Genomic DNA, 24,896 nt, shown 5'->3' on the forward strand with positions numbered 1-24,896 from the left:
GGCCGGGCGGCGAGGGGAGGGGTGCGCGTGACAGGCACCGCCCCGGGGCTTCCGGCGCCCGCCGCGATCCTGCTCGCCGTCTCCGCCGGGCTGCTGATGCCCGCGCAGGGCCGGATCAACGGGGCCCTCGGATCCCGGCTGGGCGACCCGCTCGCGGCGGCCACGATCAGCTTCGGCGGCGGGCTTGCGCTGCTCGCCGCCTTCAGCGTCCTGGCGCCCGCGGGCCGCGCCGGCCTGCGCGCGATGGCGGCCAGCCTCCGGCGCCGCGACTTCCCCCGCTGGTACCTGCTGGCCGGAGTCGGCGGCGGCTACCTGGTCTTCGGCCAGGCGGCGGCCGTCCCCCTGGTCGGTGTCGCCCTGTTCACGGTGGCGATCGTGGCGGGCCAGACCGCGAGCGGGCTGCTCGTGGACCGGGTCGGCTTCGGGCCGGGAGGAAGGCGGCCCGTGAGCCTCCGCCGCATGGGCGGGGCCGCGCTCATGGTCGCCGCTGTCGCCTGGGCCGTCTCCCCGCGCCTGGGCGAGGGCGGCTCGGAGTGGCTCCCGATCCTGCTGCCGGCGACGGCCGGGTTGCTCATGGGGTTCCAGCAGGCGATGAACGGCACCCAGACCGCCCACTACGGCACCCCGGTCACGGCGACGCTGGTGAACTTCGCCGCCGGCTTCGCGGTCCTGGCCGTGGTCTGGGGCGCGCAGCTGCTGCTCGGCGCCCGTCCCGGGACGCCGCCGGGGGACTGGTGGCTCTACACCGGCGGGATCTTCGGCTGCCTGTTCATCGCGGTCGGGGCGGTCGTCGTCCGCGGCCTCGGGGTCCTGGTCTCCGGACTGTGCATGGTGGCCGGGCAGCTGCTCGGTTCGCTGGCCCTCGATGTGCTGGTCCCGGCCCCCGGCACGGTGGTCACCCCCGCCACGATCGCCGGCACGGCACTCACCCTGGCCGCGGTCGCCGTGGCCGCCCTGCCCGCGCGCCGCTGACCGGACGGGATTCCCCGTGCCGCATGGCCCCGCGTTAGGCTGGGCCCGTACGTGCCCGGCGGACCGCACCCAGCGGCCTCGTTAACCACCATTGGAGTTCACACATGGCGCCCCAGTCCAAGCTCGACCAGGTCATCTCGCTCGCCAAGCGGCGCGGATTCGTCTTCCAGGCGGGCGAGATCTACGGAGGCTCCCGCTCCGCCTGGGACTATGGGCCGCTCGGCACCGAGCTCAAGGAAAACATCAAGCGCGAGTGGTGGCAGACCTTCGTCCGGGGGCGCGAGGACATGGTCGGCCTCGACTCGTCGATCATCCTGCCGAAGCAGGTCTGGGCCGCCTCCGGCCACGTGGACACGTTCACCGACCCGCTGGTCGAGTGCCTCTCGTGCCACCACCGCCACCGCCAGGACCACCTGCTCGAGGCGTTCGAGGCCAAGAAGGGCCGGGCGCCGCAGGACGGGATGGGCGAGATCCCGTGTCCGGACTGCGGCACCAAGGGCCAGTGGACCGAGCCGCAGACGTTCTCCGGCCTGGTCAAGACGTACCTCGGCCCGGTCGACAACGAGACCGGCCTGCACTACATGCGGCCGGAGACCGCCCAGGGCATCTTCGTGAACTTCAACAACGTGCTGACCGCCTCCCGGAAGAAGCCGCCGTTCGGCATCGGCCAGATCGGCAAGGCGTTCCGCAACGAGATCACGCCCGGCAACTTCATCTTCCGGACCCGCGAGTTCGAGCAGATGGAGATCGAGTTCTTCACCGCGCCCGACGAGGCCAACGAGTGGTTCAAGCACTGGGTCGACTCGTGCTGGAACTGGTTCCTGGACCTCGGCATCAACCCGGAAAACATGCGCCAGTTCGACGTCCCCGACGATGAGCGCGCGCACTACTCCGCGGGCACCATCGACTTCGAGTACCGCTTCGGGTTCCAGGGGTCCGAGTGGGGCGAGCTCATGGGCGTCGCGAACCGCACGGACTTCGACCTGTCCAGCCACACGAAGGCGTCCGGCACGGACCTGTCCTACTTCAACCAGACCACGGGCGAGCGCTTCACGCCGTATGTGATCGAGCCGTCCTTCGGGCTGACGCGCTCCATGATGGCGTTCCTCGTCGACGCCTACACGGAGGACGAGGCGCCCAACGCCAAGGGCGGCGTGGACAAGCGCACCGTGCTGCGCCTCGACCCGCGCCTGGCCCCGGTCAAGGCGGCCGTGCTGCCGCTGAGCCGCAACGCGGACCTCTCCCCGAAGGCGCGCGAGCTGGCGAACGAGCTGCGCCGGACCTGGAACATCGACTTCGACGACGCCGGCGCCATCGGCCGCCGGTACCGCCGCCAGGACGAGATCGGCACCCCCTTCTGCATCACCGTGGACTTCGACACGCTGGAGGACCAGGCCGTGACGATCCGCGAGCGGGACACCATGTCCCAGGAGCGGGTGGCGCTCGACAAGGTCCGGTCGTACCTGTCCGACCGGCTGGCGGGCGCGTAGGGGAGGCGGACATGGCTGAGATCACGTACCGCCCCTGGCGCGACGGCGACGACCTGGCGCTCCTGCAGGTGTGGGGGGACCCGTCCACGCCGCAGGCCCACATCGACCGGACCATGCTGCGCGCGTCCTCCGACGACCCCTGGGCGCGCACCCTGGTGGCCGAGGACCAGGGCGTGCCCATCGGCGCCGGCACGGTGTTCGAGTCCTCGCTCCACCCCGACCGGCTGTGGTTCTTCGTCGAGGTCGCCCGCGACCACCGGCGCCAGGGCATCGCGACCGAGCTGCTCCGGCGCCTGCGCGCCGAGGAGCCGCCCTCGGGCGCGACCGCCCTGAAGTCCCGCTACACGGGCGAGGGGCAGGAGGCCGACGCCGCGGCGGCGTTCACGGCATCGCTTGGGCAGAAGCCGATCCAGCGCTCCCGCGCCGTCGTCATCGAGCCCGAGTCGCTGAAGCTGCCGGTCTTCGACGAGCACGGGCTCACGCTCGAGGAGGCGCCCACCGGCTCCGTCGAGCTGACGCAGGTCGTCGCGGACTTCTACAACGCCGTCCACGGCTGGGACCGCTCCGAGATGACGTTGGGCCGCGCGCAGACCATGCTGCTGTCGGAACCGACCGGAGCCAAGGGCGCCGTCGTGCTGCGGGACCGGCCCAAGGACGACGGCGGGCGCATCCTCGTCTTCGCCATCAGCTACGAGCCGGACCGGGTCGACGCGCCCGCCGACGTGCTAATGGGCTGGGACCCCACCCTCGGCGACGCCGAGGCGCGCGAGCACCTGCGCGGCCTGCTGGCCATGCTGGTGCACCAGTACCCGGTCAAGCTCGAGGTCGACGACTCCATGGTGCCGCTGAATGACATCGTCGACTCCCTGATCGCCGCCGGCCAGGCCACGGTCGTCACGACCACCCACATCGTCAGCACCGACTGACCGCGCCCCGGAAGGACCCGATGGGCCACACGCACTCCCACGACGGCCCGACGCTGACGGACCCGGTGCGCCGCCGCCGCGCCACCGCGATCCTCGGGGCCTTCCTGGTCCCGCTGGCCCTGCTGACCGGCATCGGCCTGGCGGCGCTCTGGCCCGGCCCCGCCGCGGACCGCATCCAGCTCGCGGACCCGTACTCCACGGCGGCGGGCGTGGTGTTCACCTCCGGCACGGTGCAGAAGACGGTCACCGAGGAGTGCCCCTCCGCGGGCGCCACGGCGGACGTGGGCGGCACGCCCCAGCAGTGCGAGGTCTCCTACGTCGTCCCCGACGCCGGCGGCGCGGCCGTCCCGGTCGAGGTGCCGCCGGAGATCGTGGCCTCCCGCGGCGTCGACGCCGGGGACCGGGTGCGCTATCTGGACCTGCGCGGGGCGGTGACCGGTTCCGCCGCCCCGTACGTCTTCGTCGACTTCGTGCGGACGGCGCCGATCCTGCTCCTGGCCGTCGCGTACGCGTTCGTGGTCTGCCTCGTCGCCCGCTGGCGCGGCGCGCGGGCGCTGCTCGGACTGGTGGGCGCGTACGCGATCCTCGCCTGGTTCATCCTGCCCGCCCTCGTGGAGGGAAAGCCGCCGCTGCTGGTCGGGCTGGTCGGGTCCTCGGCGATCATGATCGCGGTGCTGTACTTCGCCCACGGCTTCTCGGCGCGGACGACGACGGCGCTGCTCGGGACGATGTTCGGCCTGGCCGTCACCGCGCTGCTCGCCGCCTGGGCCACGGACGCCACCTACCTCACGGGGGTGGGCGACGACGCGGCCTTCTCGCTGGTCAACCAGGTCCCGACGCTGGACCTGTCCGGCGTGATCCTGTGCGGGCTGCTCGTCGCGGGCCTGGGCGTGCTCAACGACGTGACCATCACGCAGTCCTCGGCCGTGTGGGAGCTGGCCGAGGCGTCGCCGCACCGCAGCGCGCGGGACCTGTTCTCGTCCGCCATGCGCATCGGCCGCGACCACATCGCGTCGACCGTCTACACGATCGCGTTCGCCTACGCCGGGGCGGCCCTGCCCGTGCTGATCCTGGTGAGCCTCTACGAGCGCTCGCTGCTGGAGAGCCTCGGCAGCGGGGAGCTGGCCGAGGAGGTCGTGCGGACCCTCGTCGGCTCCATCGGCCTGGTCCTCGCGATCCCCGTGACCACCGCGATCGCCGTGGCCGTCGTCAAGGCGGTGGGCCCGGGGCGCGGGGGAGCGCCCCGCCAGACCGCGCCCCGCGGCCGGACCGGCGCCGAGGGCGCGCCCGCGCTGTCGGCCCCGGAGGGCGAGACCCCGGCGCGCCGCGGCTAGGGTGGCCGGCCATGCCAGCGCCCGCCCGCGCCCGGGATGGCGTCCCGCCCTCCGGCGCGTAGGATTCGGCGCGTGAGCGATCCCGCCGGCGGAGCCATCACCGCGCTGCGGCGCACCGTGCTCGCGGTCGCCGGCATCAACTTCGCCTACTTCTTCGTCGAGGCCGGGGTCGCCCTCGCGATCGGCTCCGTGTCCCTGTTCGCCGACTCCGTGGACTTCCTGGAGGACACCGCCCTGAACGTGCTGGTCGCGATGGCCCTCGGCTGGAGCCTGTCCCGGCGCGCGCTGGCGGGGCGGGCCATGGCCCTGGTGCTGCTCGCCCCGGCGGCCGCCGCCGTCGTCCAGGGCGTGCGCAAGGTGCTGGACCCGGAGGCCCCCGCCCCCGGGCCCCTGCTGGCGACGGCCCTCGGGGCCGCCGCCGTCAACCTCCTGTGCGCCTGGCTGCTCAAACGCCACCACCGGCACGGCGGGTCGGTGGGCCGCGCCGCGTTCCTCTCCGCGCGCAACGACGTCCTCGTCAATGCGGCGATCGTCGCGGTCGCCCTGCTGACGGCGGCCACGGGCAGCGGCTGGCCGGACATCGTGCTCGGCTTCGGGATCGTCGCCATCGCCTTCCACGCGGCGTGGGAGGTGTGGGAGGCCGCCGGGCAGGAGCGGCTCGCGGCCCGCGCGCTGGCCGGGGAGGACCGGGGCTGACCGCCGCGCGCCGATTTGCGCCCGTTTGGGAGAATGGGATAGTGACCGCCTCCCTCTCCGCCCCCGAAACCCACGCCCCGGCCCCCGCGCCCGCCGCGCCGCCCCGGCTGGAGCTGCCCCCGCTGCGCCTCGGCGGGCTCACCATCGACACGCCCGTCGTGCTGGCCCCCATGGCCGGCATCACGAACAAGGCGTTCCGCCGGCTGTGCCGCGAACACGGCGGGGGCCTCTACGTCGCCGAGATGGTCACGTCCCGCGCCCTGGTGGAGCGCAACGAGAAGTCGATGCGGATCATCTCCCACGACGACGACGAGGACGTCCGCTCGGTCCAGCTCTACGGCGTGGATCCGAAGACGGTCGGCGCCGCGGTGCGGATGCTGGTCGAGGAGGACCGCGCGGACCACATCGACCTGAACTTCGGCTGCCCCGTGCCGAAGGTGACGCGCAAGGGCGGCGGCTCCGCCCTGCCGTGGAAGACGGACCTGTTCACGGCCATCGTCCGCGCCGCCACCACCGAGGCGGCCCACGGCGACGTCCCGCTGACGATCAAGATGCGCAAGGGCATCGACGAGGACCACCTGACCTACCTGGACGCCGGCCGCATCGCGCGCGACCACGGCGTGGCGGCCGTCGCGCTGCACGGGCGCACGACGAACCAGTTCTACTCCGGCACCGCGGACTGGGACGCGATCGCCCGGCTGCGGGAGGCGCTGCCGGACGTGCCGGTGCTCGGCAACGGGGACATCTGGAGCGCGGAGGACGCCGTGGAGATGGTCCGCCGCACGGGCGTCGACGGCGTCGTCGTCGGGCGCGGCTGCCAGGGCAGGCCGTGGCTGTTCGGCGACCTGCAGGCCGCGTTCGAGGGCAGCGACCGCCGCCACACGCCGGGCCTGCAGGAGGTCGGGGAGGCCTTCTACCGCCACGCGGAGCTGCTGATCGACTACTTCGGCAACGAGGAGCAGGCGCTGCGCGACATCCGCAAGCACGTCGCCTGGTACTTCAAGGGCTACCAGGTCGGCGGCGAGCTGCGCGCGGCGCTGGCCGCGGTGGGCACGCTGGAACAGCTGCGCGGGCTCCTGGACCAGCTGGACCCCGCCGCCCCCTACCCCGGCGCGGACGCGGAGGGCCCGCGCGGCAGGGCCGGCTCGCCCAAGCGCCCGGCCCTGCCGGACGGCTGGCTGTCCAGCCGGGAGCTGTCCGCCGAGCACCGCGCCATGATCTCCGCCGCCGAGTCGGACGTCTCCGGTGGCTAGCGCGGCCGGGCCGCGGGCCACCCCGGGATACACGCCCTACGACGAGGCGCGCTGGGTCCCGGAGCCGGCGAAGAAGTCCTACCGGACGAGCTTCGAGCGCGACCGGGCCCGGATCCTGCACTCGTCCGCGCTGCGCCGCTTGGGCGCCAAGACCCAGGTCGTCGCGCCGTCGTCGGACGACTTCGTCCGCACCCGCCTGACGCACTCGCTGGAGGTCGCGCAGGTCGGCCGCGAGCTGGGCGCGACGCTGGGCTGCGACCCGGACGTCGTCGACGCCGCCTGCCTGTCCCACGACCTGGGCCACCCGCCCTTCGGGCACAACGGGGAACGCGCGCTCAACGACCTGGCCGACGGGATCGGCGGCTTCGAGGGCAACGCCCAGACGCTGCGCCTGCTGACGCGCCTGGAGACCAAGACGTTCCGGCACAACGGCTCCTCCGCCGGGCTCAACCTGACCCGCGCGTCCCTGGACGCGGCCTGCAAGTACCCCTGGACCCGCGCGGACGCGCCGCTGCGCGGCGGACGCCCGACGCCGAAGTTCGGCGTCTACGAGGACGACCTGCCGGTCTTCGAGTGGCTGCGCGCGGGGGACGACGGCGGGGCCCCGGCGCCGGCGGCCGGCCAGACGTGCGTCGAGGCCCAGGTGATGGACCTGGCCGACGACATCTCCTACTCCGTCCACGACGTCGAGGACGCGATCGTGGCCGGGCGCTTCCAGCTGCGCTGGATCCGCAACGCCGAGCAGCGGGCCCGCGTCATCGACTGCACGCGCCGCTGGTACCTGCCGGACGTGGAGGACGCCGCCATCGACGGGGCCCTGGCGCGGCTCGAGGCCACCCACGAGTGGGTCGCGCACGCGGACGGCACGCGCCGGGCGATGGCCGCCCTGAAGGACATGACCAGCCAGTTCATCGGCCGGTTCTGCCAGGCCGCGATGGAGGCGACGCGCGCCGAGTTCGGCCCGGCCCCACTCACCCGGTTCAACGGCCGGATCGTGGTGCCGACGGAGACCGAGCACGAGATCGCCGCCATGAAGGGCCTGGCCGCCGCGTACGTGATGACCAGCGAGGAGCGCCAGCCGATCTACCACCGGCAGCGCGAGGTCCTCACCGAGCTCGTGCAGCTGCTGGACGAGACGGGGGACCGCTACCTGGAGCCGATGTTCGCCGAGGACTGGCGCCACGCCCGCGACGACGCCGGGCGCCTGCGGGCCGTGGTCGACCAGGTCGCCTCCCTGACGGACGCGTCCGCCCTGGAGTGGCACGCCACGCTGGTGCAGGGCCTGTCCTTCAGCGCCGAGCTCTTCTGACCGGCGCCCCTCCCGCCGGCCGCGCCGCCCGCGCGGCCGGTGTCCACAACCCGCTGCGCGGGGCCGGCCGGTCCCGCGCGGCTCACTAGGATGGAACGCATGGCCGGACTCATCAAGCGCGAGGACATCGACGAGGTCCGCTCACGCACCGACATCAAGGAAATCGTCGACGGGTACGTGACCCTGCGCGGCGCCGGCGTCGGCTCCTACAAGGGCCTGTGCCCGTTCCACGACGAGCGCACGCCCTCCTTCCACGTCCGCCCGCAGGTGGGCACGTTCCACTGCTTCGGCTGTGGCGAATCCGGCGACGTGATCTCGTTCGTCCAGAAGATGGACCACACGACCTTCACGGAGACCGTCGAGCGGCTCGCCGCCCGCATCGGCTTCGAGCTGCGCTACGAGGACGGCGGTCGCGGGCCGGACCGGCAGGAGGTGGGCCGGAGGCAGCGGCTGCTGGACGCGCACAAGGTCGCCGAGGAGTTCTTCGCGGCCCAGCTGCGGACCCCCGAGGGGGAGACCGGGCGCCGCTTCCTCTCCGGACGCGGCTTCGACGAGGAGGCCGGGACCCGGTTCGGCGTCGGCTACGCGCCCCAGGGGTGGGACTCGCTGCTGCGCCACCTGCGGAACAAGGGCTTCCGCGACGAGGAACTCAAGCTCACCGGGATGTTCTCCGAGGGCAACCGGGGGCTCTACGACCGGTTCCGCGGCCGGCTCGTCTGGCCCATCCGCGACCTGACCGGGGCGACCATCGGCTTCGGCGCGCGCAAGCTGTACGACGACGACCAGGGCCCCAAGTACCTCAACACCCCGGAGACGGCCCTATACAAGAAGTCCCAGGTCCTCTACGGGGTCGACCTGGCCAAGCGCGACATCACCCGGGAGCGGCGGATCGTCGTCGTCGAGGGGTACACGGACGTCATGGCCTGCCACCTCTCGGGTGTCGGCACGGCCATCGCCACGTGCGGCACCGCGTTCGGGGCCGAGCACATCAAGATCGCGCGGCGCCTGCTGCGCGACGACGGGACCGGCGGGGAGGTCGTCTTCACGTTCGACGGCGACGAGGCCGGCCAGAAGGCCGCCCTGCGCGCGTTCGAGGAGGACCAGCGGTTCGTCGCCCAGACGTACGTCGCCGTCGAGCCCTCCGGGGCCGACCCCTGCGACCTGCGCCAGCACCGCGGGCCGGAGGCCGTGCTGGAGCTGATCGAGCGCAAGCGGCCGCTGTTCGAGTTCGCGATCCGGGCCGGGCTCAAGCGCCACGACCTGAACACGGTCGAGGGCCGCGTCGCCGCGCTGCGCGCCTCGGCCCCGATCGTCGCCGGCATCCGCGACTCCGCGATCCGGCCCGCCTACGCGCGCGAACTCGCCGGGTGGCTGGGCATGGACGTCGACGACGTCAGCCGCGCCGTCCAGGCCGCCGTGCGCCGCGCCCGCGAGGCGGGCAACACCGGCGGGGGCCCGGGCGCCGCGGCCGGCCGGACCGGCGGTCCGGGCCAGGGGCACCCCGGCGAACCGGGCAGGGGCCCCGCGGGCGGGCCCGGGCGCGGGCCGTCCGGAAACCCCGCGGACGGGCGCCGCGCCTCCGGCGGGGCGGCGGAGCCGGAGGGGTACGACGGCGGGGCCCCCGCCCTGCAGCGCCCGGACCCGCACGACCCGGTCACGCGCATGGAGCGCGAGTCCCTGGAGGTGGTCATCCAACAGCCGGCGATGCTCACGCCCGAGCAGTGGCAGGCGTTCTACGACGCGCGGTTCATGGCGCCGGCCCACGCGGTCGTGCACGGGGCGGTCCGGGCGGCGGGGGCCTCGGGCACCACGCTCTCGCAGTGGGTCGAGGCCATCCGCCAGGAGGTCCCCGAGCCGCTGCGCGGGTTCGTCTCGGAGCTGGCCGTCACGCCGATCCCGGCCAACTCCCAGGAGGCGCTGGCCCGGTACTGCCGGGACATCATGAACCGGCTGTTCGAGCTGCAGATCACGCACCAGAAGTCCGAGCTCATCGGCCGCCTCCAGCGGATGGACCCGGCCTCCGACCCCGAGGGGTTCCAGGCCCTGAACCGCGAGCTGATGGAGCTGGAGCTCCGCCGCCGGTCCCTGCGGGAGGACTAGGAACGGGCGCAAGGGCCGAGGGCAGCGCGTGGTGCGCCGCCGCGGCCCCTGCGGCCGGCCGCTTCGGGGTGCGCCGCCCTTCGGGGGGCAGCGTCGCCGCGGAGCCCCGATTTAGCATGCGGGCCCCGGCTCTTGTATAGTCGTATCCGTTGCCTTCCCCCGTAGCTCAATTGGCAGAGCATTCGACTGTTAATCGAAGGGTTACTGGTTCGAGTCCAGTCGGGGGAGCGTCTGAGGGTCCTGGTCCGCGTTCAGCGGCCAGGACCTTCGTCTTTCCTGCCGAGGCCGGCACGGGCCGCGTCCCGGCAGCTTGGCCTCCCGGAACGCGGCGATGTCGTTGACCCGCCGCGGACACACCGCCGCGAATCCGACAGAGTGCTGCCGGAGGGACGACGGCTTGTCCGATCCGCGACGGTTTTTCGGAAGCGCGGCGGTTGGTCGGATCCGCGACGGCGGTCCGGCTAGGCGTTTCGGCCGCGGGCCCGGACGAGCCACGTGCCGCCGAAGCTCTCGCCCTCGACGACGAGTTCGTCCACCAGGTTCACGGCCGTGCACACGTGGTTCGGGTAGAGGCGCACGGTGTCCCCGGGCCGCGGAACCGTCGAGCCCTCGGGGTACTCAAGCGTCGCGTGGTGCTCGGAGAGCGCCGTGATCCGGGCCTCCGGGGTCCCGGCGACACGGCCGTACCCGGTCGTCCATCCCGGCCGGTCCGCCCCCAGCACCTTGCTGCCGGCGTCCGCCACGGCGTGTCGGCCCGAGCTGCTGACCACGGTCGAGACGGCCGACAGCGCGACGCCGTCCTCGCCGCACGTGCCGCCCTCGAGCTGCTGGGCGTCGTTGAAGACGTACACGCCGGGTCGCAGCTCCGTGACCACGGAACCCGCGGAGAGCATGGCAGTCGGGGTGGACCCGCCGCTGACGACCCCGCACTCCAGGCCCTCCGCGAGGACGGAGTCGCGCGCCGCGGACAGTGCGCGTGCCTCGTCGTCCGCGGCGGCCCCGGCGTTGCCCGGCCCGTAGCCGTGGCCGGGGAACGTGAACACGCCCTCCACCGCCAGTCCGGCCCCCGCGGCGGCCAAGGCCACATCCCCGGCGGACGAGGGGTCCGTGCCGCTGCGGTGGTGGCCACAATCGACCTCCACCCGGACTGCGACACGCCCGGCGTCCTCGCCCAAGGCCCGGCCGAGGCGCAGCGCCCCCTCGACCGAGTCCACGCCGACCGCGAGGCGCACCGGCCGGGCCCCGCCGTCGTCCTCCCCGCCCCGGACCAGCGTGCGGAGGCGGCGCGCCTTCGCGTCGTCGACCCAGAGGGGGTACGCGACGAACAGGTCGCGGAAGCCCCCGGCAGCGAACACCTCCGCCTCCCCGACGGTGGCCACGCTGAGGCCGACGGCGCCGGCCTCGAGCTGCAGGCGGGCCACCTCGAGGGTCTTGTGGGTCTTCGCGTGGGGCCGGAGGGCGACGCCGGCGGCCCGGGCATGGGCGGCCATGGCGTCGATGTTCTGCTGGAGGATCCCGGCGTCGACCCGCAGGTGCGGTGTGCTGTGCGTCATGGGGACAGTCTCCAAGCACGCCGACCGCACGTCCAACCCGCCCCGGATTTCGCGGCCCGCCCCGCCGGCTGGTAGAGTGCTTTTCGCTTCATTCCCCCGTAGCTCAATTGGCAGAGCATTCGACTGTTAATCGAAGGGTTACTGGTTCGAGTCCAGTCGGGGGAGCGGCCAGGGGCCCCGCCACACGGCGGGGCCCCTTTTCAATCCCCGGATTTCCTCCCCGACTTGGACTGATCCGGCGTGATGGTAGTTTGGGGACTGTTCGGCCCGACGGGGCAGCACAGGATGGAGGCACAGCAATGGCACGCACCGGCACTGGACACCCGTCAACCCTGACTGGCTTGACGCAGACCGCCGCCCGGTTGGCACCGAAACAGCTCAACGACGAGATCGCGCTGGCCGTAGCCCAGATGAAGGGCAAGGGGATCCACGTCGGCGTGGGGGCGGGGCTCGCGGTCGGCGCCCTGCTGTTCGTGTCCTTCCTCGTCGTCGCCCTGCTCGTGGCGGCCATCGCCGGCCTCGCGCAGGTCATGCCGCTGTGGCTTTCCGCGCTGCTCGTGGCCGCGCTCTTCCTGGTCATCGCCGCGATCCTCGGCCTGGTCGGCGTCAGCCGGTTCAAGAAGGCCATGCCGCTGGTGCCCGCCGACGCCATCCGCGGCCTCAAGTACGACGCCGGCGTCCTGGCCGAAGGCACGTCGTTCGACCCGTCCTCCCTGGACGAGCCGAAGGAGAAGCAGGAGAAGGCCGACAAGGACAAGGACAAGGCGCCCAAGCCCGAGCCCGTCCCCTACAAGGAGCTGCTGCGCCGCACGCAGGAGCGCCGCGAGCACCTGGCCCGGATCCGCGACGAGATCGAGCCGAAGGTCAACGTCAAGGCCCGCGCGGCCGCCGAGCGGGAGAAGGCAGTCGCGTCGTTCTCCGGCGCTGCCGGAAGCGCCGGCCACGACGCGGGCCAGCTGGTGCGCGAGCGCTGGCAGCCGCTGGCCGTGATGGCCGTGTCCCTGGCCGCCCTGGCCGGGTTCGTCCGCCAGCTCGCCAAGCGCTAGCCGGCACGGGTCGGCCGTCCGCGGCCGGTCCGCAGGGGTTCAAGAGGGGGGACCGATGAGGTTCGTCGGCGCCGGGTTCCGCCGGGGTATCGAGTACCGCGTGCTCGATACCTTCTGGACGCTCCCGAACGTCGTCACCCTGGTCAGGTTCCTCCTCGTCCCGGTCTTCGTGTGGCTGGTCGCCATCCACGAGTACGCGTGGGCCACCGGCGTGCTCGCCTTCCTCGGGTCGACGGACTGGGTGGACGGCTACCTCGCCCGCCGGCTCAACCAGATCTCCCGGGTCGGGACGTGGCTGGACCCGCTCGCCGACCGGCTCTCGCTGTTCATCGTCGCCGCGACCATCACCGTCGCCGGCCTGGCGCCGCTGTGGTTCGTGTACGCGATCATCGTCCCCGACGTCGTCCTCGTCGTGAACGCACTCATCCTCTTCCGCGGCAGCCCCGAACTGCCGGTGACCCTCCTCGGCAAGCTCCGCACCGCGGTGCTCATGGCGGCCACGCCGCTCGTGCTGCTCAGCCGGGTGCCGGGGCTCGACGGGGGGCCCCTCGGGGCCGTGGCCACCGTCCTGCTCGCGGCCGGCGCGGCCTTGCACGTGGCAGCGTCCGCCGGATACCTGGTGCAGGCCCACCGCAAGGCCGCGGCGCGCCGGCACCACCGCTGATGGTCTGGCTAGCGGTTGCCTGCGCCGTGGCCGCCGCGTTCTTCCTTGCGTTCGGCGCGCAGCGCCAGGGCGGTGCGGTCCGGGCGTCCAGCGGCGGGCTCAGCGTCGGCTCGCGCGGCATCGTACGGCTGCTGACGAACGGACGGTGGCTCTTCGGGCTGCTGCTCATGGTGATCGGCATGGCCCTGAACGTGTACGCGCTGGCCACGGCCCCGCTGACCGTCGTCCAGCCCATCGGGGCCATCGCCCTGGTGATCACCACGGTCGTCAACGCACGCGAGCAGGACATCCGCATGAACCGCCCGACGGTGCTCGCCGTGACCGCCTGCCTGACCGGGAGCATCGCGTTCGTCCTGCTGGCCATCAGCGTCACGGCCGAGAACCACTCGATCACCACGGGCCAGAAGGCCACGACGGTGCTGCTGCTCGCCGTGGTGGTCGCCCTGTTCGGGGGGCTCGCGCTCGTGCGGCGCGGCAGCCTCGGAGCGTTCTGGTGCATCCTCGGGGCGGGGGTCCTGTTCGGCTTCGTGGCCGTGCTCGTGCGGACGATCGCGATCGCGCTGCTGGACCCCAACGGGCGCTTCCTGGGCAACCTGTCCTGGTACGTCGTGCTCGCCGTCGTCGTCGCGGGGCTACTGGGCTCGTGGTTCGTGCAGAACGCGTACTCGAGCGGCCCCCCGGATCTCGTGATCGCGGGGCTGACCGTGATCGACCCGATTGTCGGCATTGCCATCGGCATCGGCATCCTCGAGGAACTCCGGCCGGATGTGCACCCCGTCGCCGCGCTGTCCATGGTCTTGGCCGGGATCGTTGCTATCGTGGGCGTCGTTGCCCTCTCCCGCCACCACCCGGACGTGCTGCAGCGGCGGGAGGAGGCCCGGCGGCGCCAGGCGGCCGGCCGGTAGCGCGGGGCCCCGCCGACGGCGGGAACTTTCCGGCGATCCGGGAAGTGGTAGTAGTGACCGCACCGCCGATGAACCATGAGGAGCCCCAGACACGTGACCGGTGAGTCGCCCCTGAAGATTCTGATTGCCGCGGACACGTATCCGCCGGACGTGAACGGGGCCTCGGTGTTCTGCCACCGGCTGGCCACCGCCATGGCGGCCCGCGGGCACGAGGTCCACGTGGTCGCCGCCCGCAACACCGCGGGCCCCGGCACCGTCGAGACCCACCCCGAGGCGGTGGTCCACCGGCTGAAGTCCCATGCCGTGCCGACCCACGAGTCGTACCGGATCTGTTTCCCCTGGGACGCCACCCGCGACCTGGCCCGGATCCTGGACGAGGTTCGCCCCGACGTCGTCCACGCCCAATGCCACTACATGGTCGGCCAGGCCGCCCTCACCCAGGCCCGGCGCCGCGGGATCCGCACGGTCGCGACCAACCACTTCATGCCGGAGAACCTCGACCCGTTCCTGCCGTTCCCGCAGTGGTTCAAGCGGATCGTTGCCCGCAACTCCTGGCGCGACATGGGCCGGGTCATGCGTCGGGCGGACGTCGTCACCACGCCCACCCCGCTGGCGGCGGACGCCATGCGCCGCCATGCCCGGCTGGCGGATGTCCTGCCGCTGTCCAACGGCATCGACTCCGCCCACTACGAGCCGCGGCCCGGGGAAGCGATTGAGCGCCCGGACGCCCCGACCGTGCTCTTCGTGGGGCGGCTCGCCGTCGAGAAGAACATCGACGTGCTCATCGACGCCGTCGCCGCGAGCCGGACCGAGCCCGCACCCCGCCTCGAAATCATCGGCGGCGGCGAGCAGCGCCCGCACCTGGAGCGGCGGGCGGCGGAACGCGGCATCGCGGACCGGGTCAGCTTCCTGGGCCACGTCGACGACGAACAGCTGCGCCGCGCCTACCTGCGTTGCGACGTCTTCTGCCAGCCCGGCACGGCGGAGCTGCAGTCCCTGGTCACCCTCGAGGCGCTCTCGGCGTACCGGCCGGTCGTGCTGGCCAACGCCATGGCCCTGCCCCACCTGGTCGACGACGGCGTCAACGGGTACCTCTTCGAACCCGGGGACGCCGCCGACCTGGCCGCGAAGCTCGACGCGGTCCTGGGCCTGGACGCCCCGGGCCGCCGCGCCATGGGGGAGGCCGGCCACGCCAAGGCCGCGGCGCACAGCCAGGGACGCACCATCGACGCGTTCGAACGCATCTACCGGGGCGCGGCCGCCGCGGAGATCACCACGGGCTGGCGCGGCCACGCCGCCGGGTAGGCGCACCGGCCGCCGGCGGCCGGTCCACTAGGATGGATGCAGTCCGGTGTCGCACCCCCGGACTTGGGGGCGATAGCTCAGTCGGTTAGAGCAAGGGACTCATAATCCCTGGGTCGTGGGTTCAAGCCCCACTCGCCCTACCAACGCGAACGGAGGCGTGGATGCAGCCGCTGCACGTGGCCATCGCCGTGGACCAGCACCCGTCCACGCTCGGCGGCATGCAGACCTCCGTCCGCCTGCAGCGGGACCACCTCGAGCGGGCCGGGCACCTGGTGAGCATCCTCGCGCCCGCACCCCGGCGCGGGGCCGCGGCGGTGGACCCGCACACCATGCCCCAGCCGAGCCTGCCGCTGGGGCCGGGGGAGTACTCCGCCCTGGTGCCGGGGCGCCGGTCCGACCAGGCGGCCGACGCGTTCCTCGCCGGACGCCCGCCCCTGGACCTCGTCCATGTGCAGGCCGACTTCTGGGGCGCCCTGGCCGGTTACCGCCTTGCGGCCCGGCACCGGGCGCCGGTCGTCCACACGATGCACAACCGCCTGGACGTCGGGATCGAGGCGACGGCCCCCGCGCCCGGACTCGTGTTCCGGGGGCTGGGACTGTGGCAGCGCGCCGCCCTCCGCACGGGCCGCCCCGCCGCCAGGGACGCGTGGGGTTTCCTGGCCAGGTACACGGACCGGGCGGCGGCCGTGACCGCGCCGTCGTCGCACTTCGCCCTGCTCCTCCAGGAGCGGGGCGTGTATCGGGCCGTCGACGTCGTCTCCAACGGCCTGGACGACGAGTGGGGAGAGCGCCTCCGCGCGACTCCCCGACGCCCGCCCGGGCGTCGTCCGCTCCTCGTCTGGACGGGGCGGTTCAGCGCCGAAAAGCGCCTTCTGGAGTTCCTGGACGCCCTCGACGCCTCCGGGACCGACGCCGAGGTGCACGTGTACGGCGACGGCGCCCTGCGCCGGCGCGCCGAGGCGCGCGCGGCCCGCATCCGTCCGGCGGATGTCCGCTTCCACGGCTCCGTGGCGTACCCGGAGATGCTCGCCGCCCTGCGCGGCGCCGACGCGCTGGTCCAGACGTCCATCGGTTTCGAGACCCAGGGGATGACGGTCTTCGAGGCGGCGGCCCTGGGCACCCCGTCCGTTCTCTGCGACCACCGCATCGCCGCCGACCTGCCCGCCGGGGCCGCCTGGCTGGCGTCGGCGCCCCAGACCCGCGACGGGTTGGCCGCGGCCCTGCGGACCGCCACCGCCGACATCGCCGCCGGGACCGGGCCCACGACGGCGGCGTACGATCCCTCCGGATTCCTCCAGTCGGCCAAGACGCGCGAGATGCTCGGCGTCTACCGGCGGGTCCTGGCGGCCGCCCCCGCCGCCGACGCGCGGACCTAGCCGTCCGGTACCGGCAGGAGCACCGACGGCCTGCGGTCGCGGATCGTGTTCAGCGGGTCGGCGTACGCGCCGTCGACCCGGAGCCCCCAGTGCAGGCAGCGCAGCGAGCAGTGCCCCCCGGCGGCGACCGTTCCCACCCGTTGCCCGGCCGCGACCGGCTGCCCGGGCGCGACGGTGGCCACGACCGGCTCGTAGCTCGAGACCAGTCCCGGGGAGTGCTCGATGGTCAGCACCGGGCGGTCCACCACGGTGCCGACGAACGCCACCCGCCCGGGGGCGGGAGCGCGCACGGCGGCCCCGCCCGCGGCCTCCAGGTCGGCGCCCCGGTGGCCGGCGGCCCACGGCTCCGGCGGCGGATCGAACGCAGCCACCACGGCCGGCCCGGCCGCCCCGGGCCCGACGGGCCAGCGCCACGGGGCTTCCGGCGCTAGACCGGGGTCCGCGTCCGGCCCGGGGACCGCGGAAGCGGTGCCTGCCCACAGGGCGGCCGCGATGGCGGCCAACCGGAGGGCGCGCCCCCAGCCGCGCCGCCCCCGCCGCCGGTGCCCCCGCCGCCGGGGCGGCGGAGTCCCGCGCGCCGGCCGCCAGTCCCGCGCCGGCCGCGAGTCCCGCGGCTGCCCCCAGCTCCACGGCGGCCCGCCGGGACGGCCCGGGGCGCCCCGCCTCCGCGCGCCCGGCGCCGTTCTTCCCTTGCAGGGATGCTGCACGGTTCCTCCTGACGGTTCCGCCGCCCCGCCACGCGGTCGCCGGCGGTGGCGGCCCGGCCTGGTTCCCCGCCATCCTCCGCCGCGCGGAACGGCCCCGGGCCGGGGCGGCGGCGGATGTGGACATGGTCCGCCCCACACCCGGCTGTGGAGGGGCGGACGGCGCCGACCGGCGCGCCGCGTGTAGTACACTTTTGCCTGCGGTTCCATGCGCCGATGCCCCCTGTCCGGGCGCCGGTTCGGGAGCCGACTTCGCGCAGGACGCCTCCACCCACCACCTGGTTCGGGTGGACCGCGCCGCCCACGGTCCGGAAGACCCGGAGGGCGGCAGGCCCCACGGGGGACAGCCTGCCAGGGGCGCCACCCGACCTGGTGCGGCGCCGTCAACCGAAACAACAACAAGGCAGTTACCGCGGCCCGCCCGGGCCGGCCCGCCACTGCCGGAAGGAGCACGACATGCCAGTCGTGACCATGCGCCAGCTGCTCGACAGCGGTGTCCACTTCGGCCACCAGACCCGCCGCTGGAACCCGAAGATGAAGCGCTTCATCTTCACCGAGCGCAACGGCATCTACATCATCGACCTGCAGCAGTCGCTGTCCTACATCGACCGCGCCTACGAGTTCGTCAAGGCCACCGTGGCCCACGGCGGAACCGTCCTCTTCGTCGGCACGAAGAAGCAGGCCCAGGAGGCCATCGCCGAGCAGGCCACCCGCGTCAACCAGCCCTACGTCAACCAGCGCTGGCTGGGCGGCATGCTGACCAACTTCGCGACGGTCGCCAAGCGCGTGCAGCGCATGAAGGAGCTCGAGGAGATCGACTTCGAGGACGTCGCCGGCTCCGGCCACACCAAGAAGGAGCTGCTGCTGCTCCAGCGCGAGCTGACCAAGCTGCAGTCCAACCTGGGCGGCATCCGCAACCTCTCCAAGACCCCGTCGCTGCTCTGGGTGGTCGACACCAAGAAGGAGCACCTCGCGGTCGACGAGGCCAAGAAGCTGGGCATCCCGGTCGTCGCCATCCTCGACACCAACTGCGATCCGGACGAGGTCGACTTCCCGATCCCGGGCAACGACGACGCGATCCGCTCCGTCAACCTGCTGACGCGCGTGGTCGCCGACGCGGTGGCCGACGGCCTCATCGCCCGCAACAACCGCAACTCGGGCAACGCCGACGCCCCGGCCGAGCCGCTGGCCGAGTGGGAGCGCGAGCTGCTCGAGGGCCAGGCCGCCGAGGGCCAGGCCGCCGAGGGCCAGGCGCCCGAGGCCCCCGCCTCCGAGGGCCAGGCCGCGACGGAGGCCCCCGAGGCCCCCGCCGAGGACGCCAAGTAGCAATCCGACTCCCGGTCCGGCGGGCCAGCCCCGCCGGACCGGACAACCGGGCCGCGCCCACCAGGCGCGGCCCGGTCACCAGTCAGAACCACCACGAGGAGTTGCATATGGCGAACTACACCGCCGCCGACATCAAGGCCCTCCGCGAGCGCACCGGCGCTGGCATGATGGACGTCAAGAAGGCCCTCGACGAGGCCAACGGCGATGCCGAGAAGGCCATCGAGATCATCCGCATCAAGGGCCTGAAGGGCGCGACCAAGCGCGAGGGCCGCTCGACCGCCGAGGGCCTCGTGGCCGCCACCGTCGTCGACGGCACCGTCGGCTACATGGTCGAGGTCAACTGCGAGACCGACTTCGTCGCCAAGAACGAGAAGTTCATCGCCCTGGCCAACAAGGTCCTGGACACCGCCGTCGCCTCCGGCGCCGCGGATCTGGACTCCCTCCTGGCCGCCAGCGTTGACGGCAAGTCGCTCTCCGAGGTCGTCGTCGAGGAGGGTGCCGTGCTCGGCGAGAAGGTCGTCGTGCGCCGCCTGGCCCGCGTCGAGGGCGCACTGGTCGACGCCTACCTCCACAAAACCGCCAAGGACCTCCCGGCCCAGGTCGGCGTCCTCATGGCCGTCGACGGCTCCGGCAACGGTGCGCAGACCGTCGCCCACGACGTCGCCGTGCACACCGCCGCCATGGCCCCGACCTACCTCTCCCGCGAGGAGGTCCCGGCCGAGACCGTCGAGAACGAGCGCCGCATCGCCGACGAGACCGCCCGCGCCGAGGGCAAGCCCGAGGCCGCGCTGACGAAGATCGTGGAGGGCCGCCTGACCGGTTTCTTCAAGGAGATCGTCCTCACCGACCAGGCCTTCGCCAAGGACGCGAAGAAGTCCGTCGGCAAGGTCCTCGAGGAAGCCGGCGTGAAGGCCACCGCCTTCGCCCGCTTCCGCGTCGGGAACTAGCGGGCGCCGGCGGCACGTCCGCCCGCCAACGCGCGCAGGGGGGTGGCCACCCATGGTGGCCACCCCCTTGTCGTGCCGGTATCCTCCCAGCAGGACCCCCCAGACCCAGCAGAGAACGACGGCGGCGCACCGCCACGCCCAGGAGGCACCATGGAATCGACCCTGCCCACGCCCGACGAACTCCGCCCGGCCCCGGGCCGTCGGCGCGTCCTGCTCAAGCTCTCGGGCGAGGTGTTCGGCGGCGGCAAGCTGGGCGTCGACCCGGTGACCGTGCGCGGGGTCGCGGAGCAGATCGCGGCGACGGTCGGCGAGGTCGAGACGGCGATCGTGGTCGGCGGCGGGAACTTCTTCCGCGGCGCCGAGCTGAGCCAGTCCGGCATGGACCGCTCGCGCGCCGACTACATGGGCATGCTCGGCACGGTCATGAACTGCCTGGCCCTGCAGGACTTCCTCGAGCAGGCCGGCGTCGAGACCCGCGTGCAGTCGGCCATCTCGATGGCCCAGGTCGCGGAGGCCTACATCCCGCGCCGCGCCATCCGGCACCTGGAGAAGGACCGGGTCGTGATCTTCGGGGCCGGCGCCGGCCTGCCCTACTTCTCCACGGACACCGTGGCCGCCCAGCGCGCCCTCGAGGTGCACGCCGACGTCGTCCTGATGGCCAAGAGCGGCGTCGACGGGGTCTACACGGCGGACCCGAAAAAGGACCCCGCCGCCACCCGGCTGGACACCCTCACTTACGACGAGGCCCTGCTGAAGAACATCCGGGTCATGGACCAGACGGCGATGACCATGTGCAAGGACAACGGGCTCGAGATGGTTGTCTTCGGCATGGAGGGCGAAGGCAACGTCACCCGCGCCATCCTCGGCGAGCCGATGGGCACGCGCGTCACGGCCTGACCTCCCCGGACCGCGCCCGGCGGGCACGTCCCGCGCCGGCGGCGGCGGCCCGTGGCATAGGATGAACGAAGCACTGCGGACCAACACCGCGGCGGCGCGGACCGGCCGCGGACCACGAAGGAGAACCACGTGATCGACGAGACCCTGCAGGACGCGGCCCAGAAGATGGACCGCACGGTGGAGGCGGCCAAGGAGGACTTCTCGTCCATCCGCACCGGCCGCGCGAACCCCGGCCTGTACGCCAAGGTGATGGTGGACTACTACGGCTCCGCCACCCCGCTGCAGCAGCTGGCCTCGTTCGCCGTCACCGACGCCCGCACGATCCTCATCACCCCCTACGACGTCACGGCGCTGCGCGAGATCGAGAAGGCGCTGTCCGACTCGGAGATCGGCGCGAACCCCTCCAACGACGGCAAGTCGATCCGGGTCGTGCTGCCGGAGCTGACGGCCGAGCGCCGCAAGGAGTACGTCAAGGTGGTCCGCGGCAAGGGCGAGGACGCCAAGGTCGCCGTGCGCAACCACCGCCGCAAGGCCAAGGACGCGATCGACAAGCTGGTCAAGGACGGCGAGATCGGCGAGGACGACGGCTCGCGCGGCGAGAAGGAGCTCGACGTCCTGACCAAGCGCAAGGTCGACGAGATCGACGACCTGCTCAAGCGCAAGGAAGCCGAACTCCTGGAGGTCTGATGGGCACGCCCGCCGAGCCGGGCGGCGCCGGCGGGAGCAACCCCGCCGGCTCCCCGGTCGACAACGCCGGGGAGCCGGCCTCCCGCCGCGCGCGGCGGCAGGCCGAGGCGAGGCCCTCCCGGGCCGGGCGGGACCTGCCGGCGGCGGTCGCCGTCGGCCTGGTGCTGCTGGCCGTCGTGCTCCTGGGCCTGCTCCTGCTGCCGGTCGCGTTCGTCGCGCTCGTCGCGCTGTTCTGCGTCGTCGGCTGCTGGGAGTGCAGCCGCGCCCTGGCGGTGGCCGGGATCGACGTCCCCGCGGTGCCGCTCGCGGTCGGCGCCGTCGCGCTCCCCTTCGCGGCCCACTTCGGCGGCGAGGAGGCGGTGGGGTTCGCCCTGGCCGCGACGACGCTGCTGCTGTTGGTGTGGCGCGTGGCCGACGGCGGGGCCAACCTCTACCGCTCGGTCGCGGGCTCGGTCTTCATCCTGCTCTGGGTCCCCTTCCTGACGAGCTTCGCGATCCTGCTCTTCAACGAGCCGGGCGGGCCGCTGAAGGTCGCCACCATGCTCCTGCTCGTGGTCGCCAACGACACGTTCGGCTACCTGGTGGGGGCGTTCCTCGGCCGCCACCCGATGGCCCCGAAGATCAGCCCCAAGAAGTCCTGGGAGGGCTTCGCGGGCTCCGTCGCCGGCGCGATAGGCGTCGGCGTGCTGGCCAGCGTGTTCCTGCTGGACGAGCCGTGGTGGGCCGGGCTGCTGCTCGCCGCCGCGACCGTCGCCGCGGCGACCCTGGGCGACCTGTCCGAGTCCATGGTCAAGCGCGAGGTCGGCATCAAGGACATGAGCAACATCCTGCCCGGGCACGGCGGCGTGATGGACCGGCTGGACTCCGTCGTCTTCGCCTCGCCCGTCGCGTACGCCATCTCCGTGCTGCTGATGCCGGGCGGCCCGTAGCCACACGGCTAGGATGGTCTGGGCGGAACGCCGCCCGCCCCGCCCCGTTCAGACCGCGCCCCGCCGCAGACACCAAGGAAAGCCAGTGAGCCAGGAGAACGCACAGCAGACGCAGGCCCCCTTCGAGAGGGTGGACCGGCAGGAGTACGGGTACAACACCCGCCAGGTGGACCTGTTCCTGGCCCGCGCCCGCGCCACGTTCAACGGGACGGACGACGACGAGAGCATCGTGACCAGCCACCTGGTCCGCCGGACCGCGTTCGAGCCCCAGAAGGGCGGCTACAGCGCCCGGGAGGTCGACTCCGCCCTGGACCGGCTGGAGGACGTCTTCGCGCAGCGCGAGCGCGACGCCCTGATCGACGCCGAGGGGGAGGAGGCCTGGCTCGGCCAGGTGGGCCGGCTCTCCGCCATCCTGCGCGGCCGCCTGCACCGCGCCCCGGGCGAGCGCTTCCGCCGCCCGAGCCGCCGCAACGCCCCCAGCTACAACATCGAGGACGTCGACGCGCTGTGCGACGAGCTCGTCGGCTACTTCGACCACGACACGCCAATGAGCGTGGATACGGTCCGCCGCGCGACGTTCCGCGAGTCCCGGGGCGAGGAGGGCTACGAGGAGAGCCAGGTCGACGCGTTCCTGGACCGCGTCGTCGAGCTCATGGCCTCGATCGACTGACGTCCGGCCCGGCCTCGGGGAGCCGCTCCGGGGCGTGCAGGCCGCGCATGACGGCGGCGGCGTCCACGCGCGCGGGCCGGGTCGCCAGCGAGACCGCCACGCAGACCGCGAAGGCCAGTGGCACGGTCCACGCGGCCGGCCGCGAGAGCGCGGCGAACGCCGCCGGGGGCAGCCCCGGCGCCAGGCTGGCGGCCAGCAGCGCGCCGCCGCAGGCCACCGCCCCCACGGCCATCCCCGCCACTGCGCCGGCGGGGGTAAGGCCGCGCCACCAGATCCCCAGCAGCAGCAGCGGGCAGATCGTCGACGCGGTGAAGGCGAACACCGCGCCGATGGCGCCCGCCAGCGCGAAGGACTCCATCGTCACGGCCAGCAGCAGCGGCACGGCGCACGCGATGACCGTGGCCGCCCGGAAGCCGCGCACCGTCCCGGAGAACAGGCCCTGGCTGATGACGCCGGCCAGCGAGACGACCAGCCCCGACGTCGTCGAGAGGAACGCCGCGAACGCGCCGCCGACCACCAGCGCCGTCAGCGCGTCGCCCGCCGCCCCGCCGACCACGCGGGAGGGCAGCAGCAGCACCGAGGCGTCGGCGGTGCCGGTGTCCGCCAGTTCCGGCGTGAAGGCCCGGCCCAGCACGCCCAGGATCGTGGGGAACACGTAGAACAGCGACAGCAGGCCCAGGACGATCACCGTCGTGCGCCGCGCGGACGGCCCGTCCGGGTTCGTGTAGAAGCGGACCAGCACGTGCGGCAGCCCGAGCGTGCCGAACAGCAGCGCGACGATGACGGAGATCGATCCGTACAGGCCGCCCTCGCCCGCGCCGCCGGCGTCGAACACCGCGCCGCCGGCCGTGGGGGAGCGCCCGGCGACGCCCAGGTGCACCAGCAGGAACACCGCCGGGACGGCCAGGGCGGCGAGCTTGAGCCAGTACTGGAACGCCTGCACGAACGTGATCGAGCGCATGCCCCCGGACAACACGGTCACGCAGACGACGGCCATGACCAGGAGTGAGCCGACCCAGCCGGGCAGCCCGCTCGCGATCCCGAGCGTCAGTGCGGCCCCGTGCAGCTGCGGCACGATGTAGAGCCAGCCGACGACGACCACGAGCACGCTGGTGGTGTGCCGGGCGGTCCCGGGGCCGAGGCGGATCTGCGCGAAGTCCGGCAGCGTGTAGGCGCCCGAGCGGCGCAGCGGAGCGGCGACGAACAGCAGCAGCATCAGGTACCCGGCCGTGTAGCCGATGGGGAACCACAGCGCGTCCTGCCCCGTCGCCACGATCAGGCCGGCCACGCCCAGGAAGCTGGCCGCGGAGAGGTACTCCCCGCCGATGGCGGACGCGTTCCACCAGGGGCGCACGGTGCGGGAGGCGACGTAGAAGTCGCCCGTCGTCCGGGAGAAGCGCAGGCCGAGGGCAGCGATCACGACGGCGGCCGCCGTGACGGCGGCGACCGCGGCGAGGGCGACGGCGGCGTTCACCGCTGCGCGAACTCCCGGTAGCGGGCCTCGTTCCGGGCGGCGACGCGCGTGTACGCGACCGCGCCGAGCAGCGCGATCGGGTAGACGCCGGCGCCGAGCACCACCCACGGCAGCGGGACGGTCCAGAGCCGGACGTCGTGGATCTGCGGCCACGCGACCACGAGCACGGCCAGGCCCACGAGCAGCAGCAGGAAGCCCAGCGCCACGGACAGGGCCAGCCGCAGCTGGGCGCGGACGAGGGAGCGCACGTAGACGTCGTCCAGCGGGTCGGGCCCCGGGCGGTGGGCCGGGAGGCGGACGGGACCGGGCGGGGCCGTGACGCGCACGCGGCGC

At 73.4% G+C, this 24,896-nt stretch carries 23 protein-coding genes and 3 tRNA genes; 22 read left to right on the plus strand and 4 right to left on the minus strand.

Annotation, left to right across the window (positions count from 1 at the left end; genetic code table 11):
- Positions 1 to 27: 27 nt before the first annotated feature.
- From AC1Q5D_RS08320 to AC1Q5D_RS08360, 9 genes are all read left to right on the plus strand, one after another.
- The gene (locus tag AC1Q5D_RS08320) at positions 28 to 972 is read left to right on the plus strand and encodes a DMT family transporter (RefSeq protein WP_481738120.1); all 945 of its coding nucleotides are present in this window, start codon (positions 28 to 30) and stop codon (positions 970 to 972) included.
- Between the two features lie 104 nt (positions 973 to 1,076).
- Positions 1,077 to 2,462, plus strand: coding sequence for a glycine--tRNA ligase (locus AC1Q5D_RS08325; RefSeq protein ID WP_481738121.1), 1,386 nt, complete (start codon positions 1,077 to 1,079; stop codon positions 2,460 to 2,462).
- An 11-nt stretch (positions 2,463 to 2,473) separates the two neighbouring features.
- A complete protein-coding gene (locus AC1Q5D_RS08330; protein ID WP_481738122.1) occupies positions 2,474 to 3,388 on the plus strand; it encodes a GNAT family N-acetyltransferase in 915 nt (304 codons plus the stop codon).
- 20 nt (positions 3,389 to 3,408) lie between these two features.
- Positions 3,409 to 4,722: a YibE/F family protein gene (locus tag AC1Q5D_RS08335; RefSeq protein WP_481738123.1), complete on the plus strand. Its 1,314-nt coding sequence runs from the start codon at positions 3,409 to 3,411 to the stop codon at positions 4,720 to 4,722.
- Positions 4,723 to 4,794: 72 nt separating this feature from the next.
- Complete coding sequence (locus AC1Q5D_RS08340; RefSeq protein ID WP_481738124.1) at positions 4,795 to 5,418, plus strand: cation efflux transmembrane domain-containing protein; 624 nt, start codon at positions 4,795 to 4,797, stop codon at positions 5,416 to 5,418.
- A gap of 41 nt (positions 5,419 to 5,459) precedes the next feature.
- Positions 5,460 to 6,671 (plus strand): tRNA dihydrouridine synthase DusB, encoded by a 1,212-nt coding sequence (gene dusB, locus AC1Q5D_RS08345; protein WP_481738125.1) that lies wholly within the window; start codon positions 5,460 to 5,462, stop codon positions 6,669 to 6,671.
- The gene (locus tag AC1Q5D_RS08350; RefSeq protein WP_481738126.1) at positions 6,664 to 7,980 is read left to right on the plus strand and encodes a deoxyguanosinetriphosphate triphosphohydrolase; all 1,317 of its coding nucleotides are present in this window, start codon (positions 6,664 to 6,666) and stop codon (positions 7,978 to 7,980) included. The genes dusB and AC1Q5D_RS08350 overlap by 8 nt, the downstream gene beginning before the upstream one ends.
- A gap of 99 nt (positions 7,981 to 8,079) precedes the next feature.
- Positions 8,080 to 10,080 carry a DNA primase gene (gene dnaG / locus AC1Q5D_RS08355; protein ID WP_481738127.1) on the plus strand — a complete coding sequence of 667 codons (2,001 nt, stop codon included), beginning with the start codon at positions 8,080 to 8,082 and terminating at the stop codon, positions 10,078 to 10,080.
- 155 nt (positions 10,081 to 10,235) lie between these two features.
- Positions 10,236 to 10,308, plus strand: a tRNA-Asn gene (locus AC1Q5D_RS08360).
- Between the two features lie 233 nt (positions 10,309 to 10,541).
- Here the strand turns inward: AC1Q5D_RS08360 and AC1Q5D_RS08365 are convergent.
- Positions 10,542 to 11,633: an alanine racemase gene (locus tag AC1Q5D_RS08365; protein ID WP_481738128.1), complete on the minus strand. Its 1,092-nt coding sequence runs from the start codon at positions 11,631 to 11,633 to the stop codon at positions 10,542 to 10,544.
- 92 nt (positions 11,634 to 11,725) lie between these two features.
- Here AC1Q5D_RS08365 and AC1Q5D_RS08370 point away from each other — a divergent pair.
- The 7 genes from AC1Q5D_RS08370 to AC1Q5D_RS08400 all read left to right on the plus strand — a co-directional run bounded on the left by AC1Q5D_RS08370 (position 11,726) and on the right by AC1Q5D_RS08400 (position 16,929).
- Positions 11,726 to 11,798 (plus strand) — tRNA-Asn (locus tag AC1Q5D_RS08370).
- Positions 11,799 to 11,974: 176 nt separating this feature from the next.
- Positions 11,975 to 12,679 (plus strand): phage holin family protein, encoded by a 705-nt coding sequence (locus AC1Q5D_RS08375; RefSeq protein WP_481738129.1) that lies wholly within the window; start codon positions 11,975 to 11,977, stop codon positions 12,677 to 12,679.
- Positions 12,680 to 12,734: 55 nt separating this feature from the next.
- Positions 12,735 to 13,343 (plus strand): CDP-alcohol phosphatidyltransferase family protein, encoded by a 609-nt coding sequence (locus tag AC1Q5D_RS08380; protein ID WP_481738130.1) that lies wholly within the window; start codon positions 12,735 to 12,737, stop codon positions 13,341 to 13,343.
- On the plus strand, positions 13,343 to 14,248 hold the full coding sequence (locus tag AC1Q5D_RS08385; RefSeq protein ID WP_481738131.1) for a DMT family transporter: 906 nt from the start codon (positions 13,343 to 13,345) through the stop codon (positions 14,246 to 14,248). The genes AC1Q5D_RS08380 and AC1Q5D_RS08385 overlap by 1 nt, the downstream gene beginning before the upstream one ends.
- 93 nt (positions 14,249 to 14,341) lie before the next feature.
- Positions 14,342 to 15,553, plus strand: a complete 1,212-nt coding sequence (locus AC1Q5D_RS08390) for a glycosyltransferase (protein WP_481738132.1) — start codon at positions 14,342 to 14,344, stop codon at positions 15,551 to 15,553.
- 66 nt (positions 15,554 to 15,619) lie between these two features.
- A tRNA-Ile gene (locus AC1Q5D_RS08395) sits at positions 15,620 to 15,696 on the plus strand.
- Between the two features lie 18 nt (positions 15,697 to 15,714).
- On the plus strand, positions 15,715 to 16,929 hold the full coding sequence (locus AC1Q5D_RS08400) for a glycosyltransferase (protein WP_481738133.1): 1,215 nt from the start codon (positions 15,715 to 15,717) through the stop codon (positions 16,927 to 16,929).
- Here AC1Q5D_RS08400 and AC1Q5D_RS08405 read toward each other — a convergent pair.
- Positions 16,926 to 17,300: a murein hydrolase activator EnvC family protein gene (locus AC1Q5D_RS08405; protein WP_481738134.1), complete on the minus strand. Its 375-nt coding sequence runs from the start codon at positions 17,298 to 17,300 to the stop codon at positions 16,926 to 16,928. The genes AC1Q5D_RS08400 and AC1Q5D_RS08405 overlap by 4 nt on opposite strands.
- A gap of 789 nt (positions 17,301 to 18,089) precedes the next feature.
- Here AC1Q5D_RS08405 and rpsB point away from each other — a divergent pair.
- The 6 genes from rpsB to AC1Q5D_RS08435 all read left to right on the plus strand — a co-directional run bounded on the left by rpsB (position 18,090) and on the right by AC1Q5D_RS08435 (position 23,089).
- Complete coding sequence (gene rpsB, locus AC1Q5D_RS08410) at positions 18,090 to 18,959, plus strand: 30S ribosomal protein S2 (protein WP_481738135.1); 870 nt, start codon at positions 18,090 to 18,092, stop codon at positions 18,957 to 18,959.
- Between the two features lie 107 nt (positions 18,960 to 19,066).
- Complete coding sequence (gene tsf, locus AC1Q5D_RS08415) at positions 19,067 to 19,906, plus strand: translation elongation factor Ts (RefSeq protein ID WP_481738136.1); 840 nt, start codon at positions 19,067 to 19,069, stop codon at positions 19,904 to 19,906.
- Between the two features lie 150 nt (positions 19,907 to 20,056).
- Complete coding sequence (gene pyrH / locus AC1Q5D_RS08420) at positions 20,057 to 20,803, plus strand: UMP kinase (protein WP_481738137.1); 747 nt, start codon at positions 20,057 to 20,059, stop codon at positions 20,801 to 20,803.
- Positions 20,804 to 20,932: 129 nt separating this feature from the next.
- Positions 20,933 to 21,490 carry a ribosome recycling factor gene (frr, locus tag AC1Q5D_RS08425; protein WP_481738138.1) on the plus strand — a complete coding sequence of 186 codons (558 nt, stop codon included), beginning with the start codon at positions 20,933 to 20,935 and terminating at the stop codon, positions 21,488 to 21,490.
- Positions 21,490 to 22,419, plus strand: a complete 930-nt coding sequence (locus AC1Q5D_RS08430; RefSeq protein WP_481738139.1) for a phosphatidate cytidylyltransferase — start codon at positions 21,490 to 21,492, stop codon at positions 22,417 to 22,419. Before frr ends, AC1Q5D_RS08430 begins: the two co-directional genes overlap by 1 nt.
- Before the next feature lie 85 nt (positions 22,420 to 22,504).
- Positions 22,505 to 23,089 carry a DivIVA domain-containing protein gene (locus AC1Q5D_RS08435; protein ID WP_481738140.1) on the plus strand — a complete coding sequence of 195 codons (585 nt, stop codon included), beginning with the start codon at positions 22,505 to 22,507 and terminating at the stop codon, positions 23,087 to 23,089.
- Here AC1Q5D_RS08435 and AC1Q5D_RS08440 read toward each other — a convergent pair.
- Complete coding sequence (locus tag AC1Q5D_RS08440; RefSeq protein WP_481738141.1) at positions 23,070 to 24,563, minus strand: sodium/solute symporter; 1,494 nt, start codon at positions 24,561 to 24,563, stop codon at positions 23,070 to 23,072. The two genes, AC1Q5D_RS08435 and AC1Q5D_RS08440, sit on opposite strands and share 20 nt — an antisense overlap.
- The gene (locus AC1Q5D_RS08445) at positions 24,560 to 24,889 is read right to left on the minus strand and encodes a hypothetical protein (protein WP_481738142.1); all 330 of its coding nucleotides are present in this window, start codon (positions 24,887 to 24,889) and stop codon (positions 24,560 to 24,562) included. Before AC1Q5D_RS08445 ends, AC1Q5D_RS08440 begins: the two co-directional genes overlap by 4 nt.
- Positions 24,890 to 24,896 lie beyond the last annotated feature (7 nt).

Source organism: Arthrobacter paludis, from assembly GCF_056782315.1.

Excerpts from the sequence above, each read along its gene's own strand:
- AC1Q5D_RS08330 (WP_481738122.1), top strand. The coding sequence starts at position 2,474 with ATGGCTGAGATCACGTACCGCCCCTGGCGCGACGGCGACGACCTGGCG.
- dnaG (WP_481738127.1), top strand. The coding sequence starts at position 8,080 with ATGGCCGGACTCATCAAGCGCGAGGACATCGACGAGGTCCGCTCACGC.
- tsf (WP_481738136.1), top strand. The coding sequence starts at position 19,067 with ATGGCGAACTACACCGCCGCCGACATCAAGGCCCTCCGCGAGCGCACC.
- AC1Q5D_RS08365 (WP_481738128.1), bottom strand. The coding sequence starts at position 11,633 with ATGACGCACAGCACACCGCACCTGCGGGTCGACGCCGGGATCCTCCAG.
- AC1Q5D_RS08325 (WP_481738121.1), top strand. The coding sequence starts at position 1,077 with ATGGCGCCCCAGTCCAAGCTCGACCAGGTCATCTCGCTCGCCAAGCGG.
- rpsB (WP_481738135.1), top strand. The coding sequence starts at position 18,090 with ATGCCAGTCGTGACCATGCGCCAGCTGCTCGACAGCGGTGTCCACTTC.
- AC1Q5D_RS08385 (WP_481738131.1), top strand. The coding sequence starts at position 13,343 with ATGGTCTGGCTAGCGGTTGCCTGCGCCGTGGCCGCCGCGTTCTTCCTT.
- AC1Q5D_RS08400 (WP_481738133.1), top strand. The coding sequence starts at position 15,715 with ATGCAGCCGCTGCACGTGGCCATCGCCGTGGACCAGCACCCGTCCACG.
- AC1Q5D_RS08380 (WP_481738130.1), top strand. The coding sequence starts at position 12,735 with ATGAGGTTCGTCGGCGCCGGGTTCCGCCGGGGTATCGAGTACCGCGTG.
- pyrH (WP_481738137.1), top strand. The coding sequence starts at position 20,057 with ATGGAATCGACCCTGCCCACGCCCGACGAACTCCGCCCGGCCCCGGGC.
- AC1Q5D_RS08430 (WP_481738139.1), top strand. The coding sequence starts at position 21,490 with ATGGGCACGCCCGCCGAGCCGGGCGGCGCCGGCGGGAGCAACCCCGCC.
- AC1Q5D_RS08335 (WP_481738123.1), top strand. The coding sequence starts at position 3,409 with ATGGGCCACACGCACTCCCACGACGGCCCGACGCTGACGGACCCGGTG.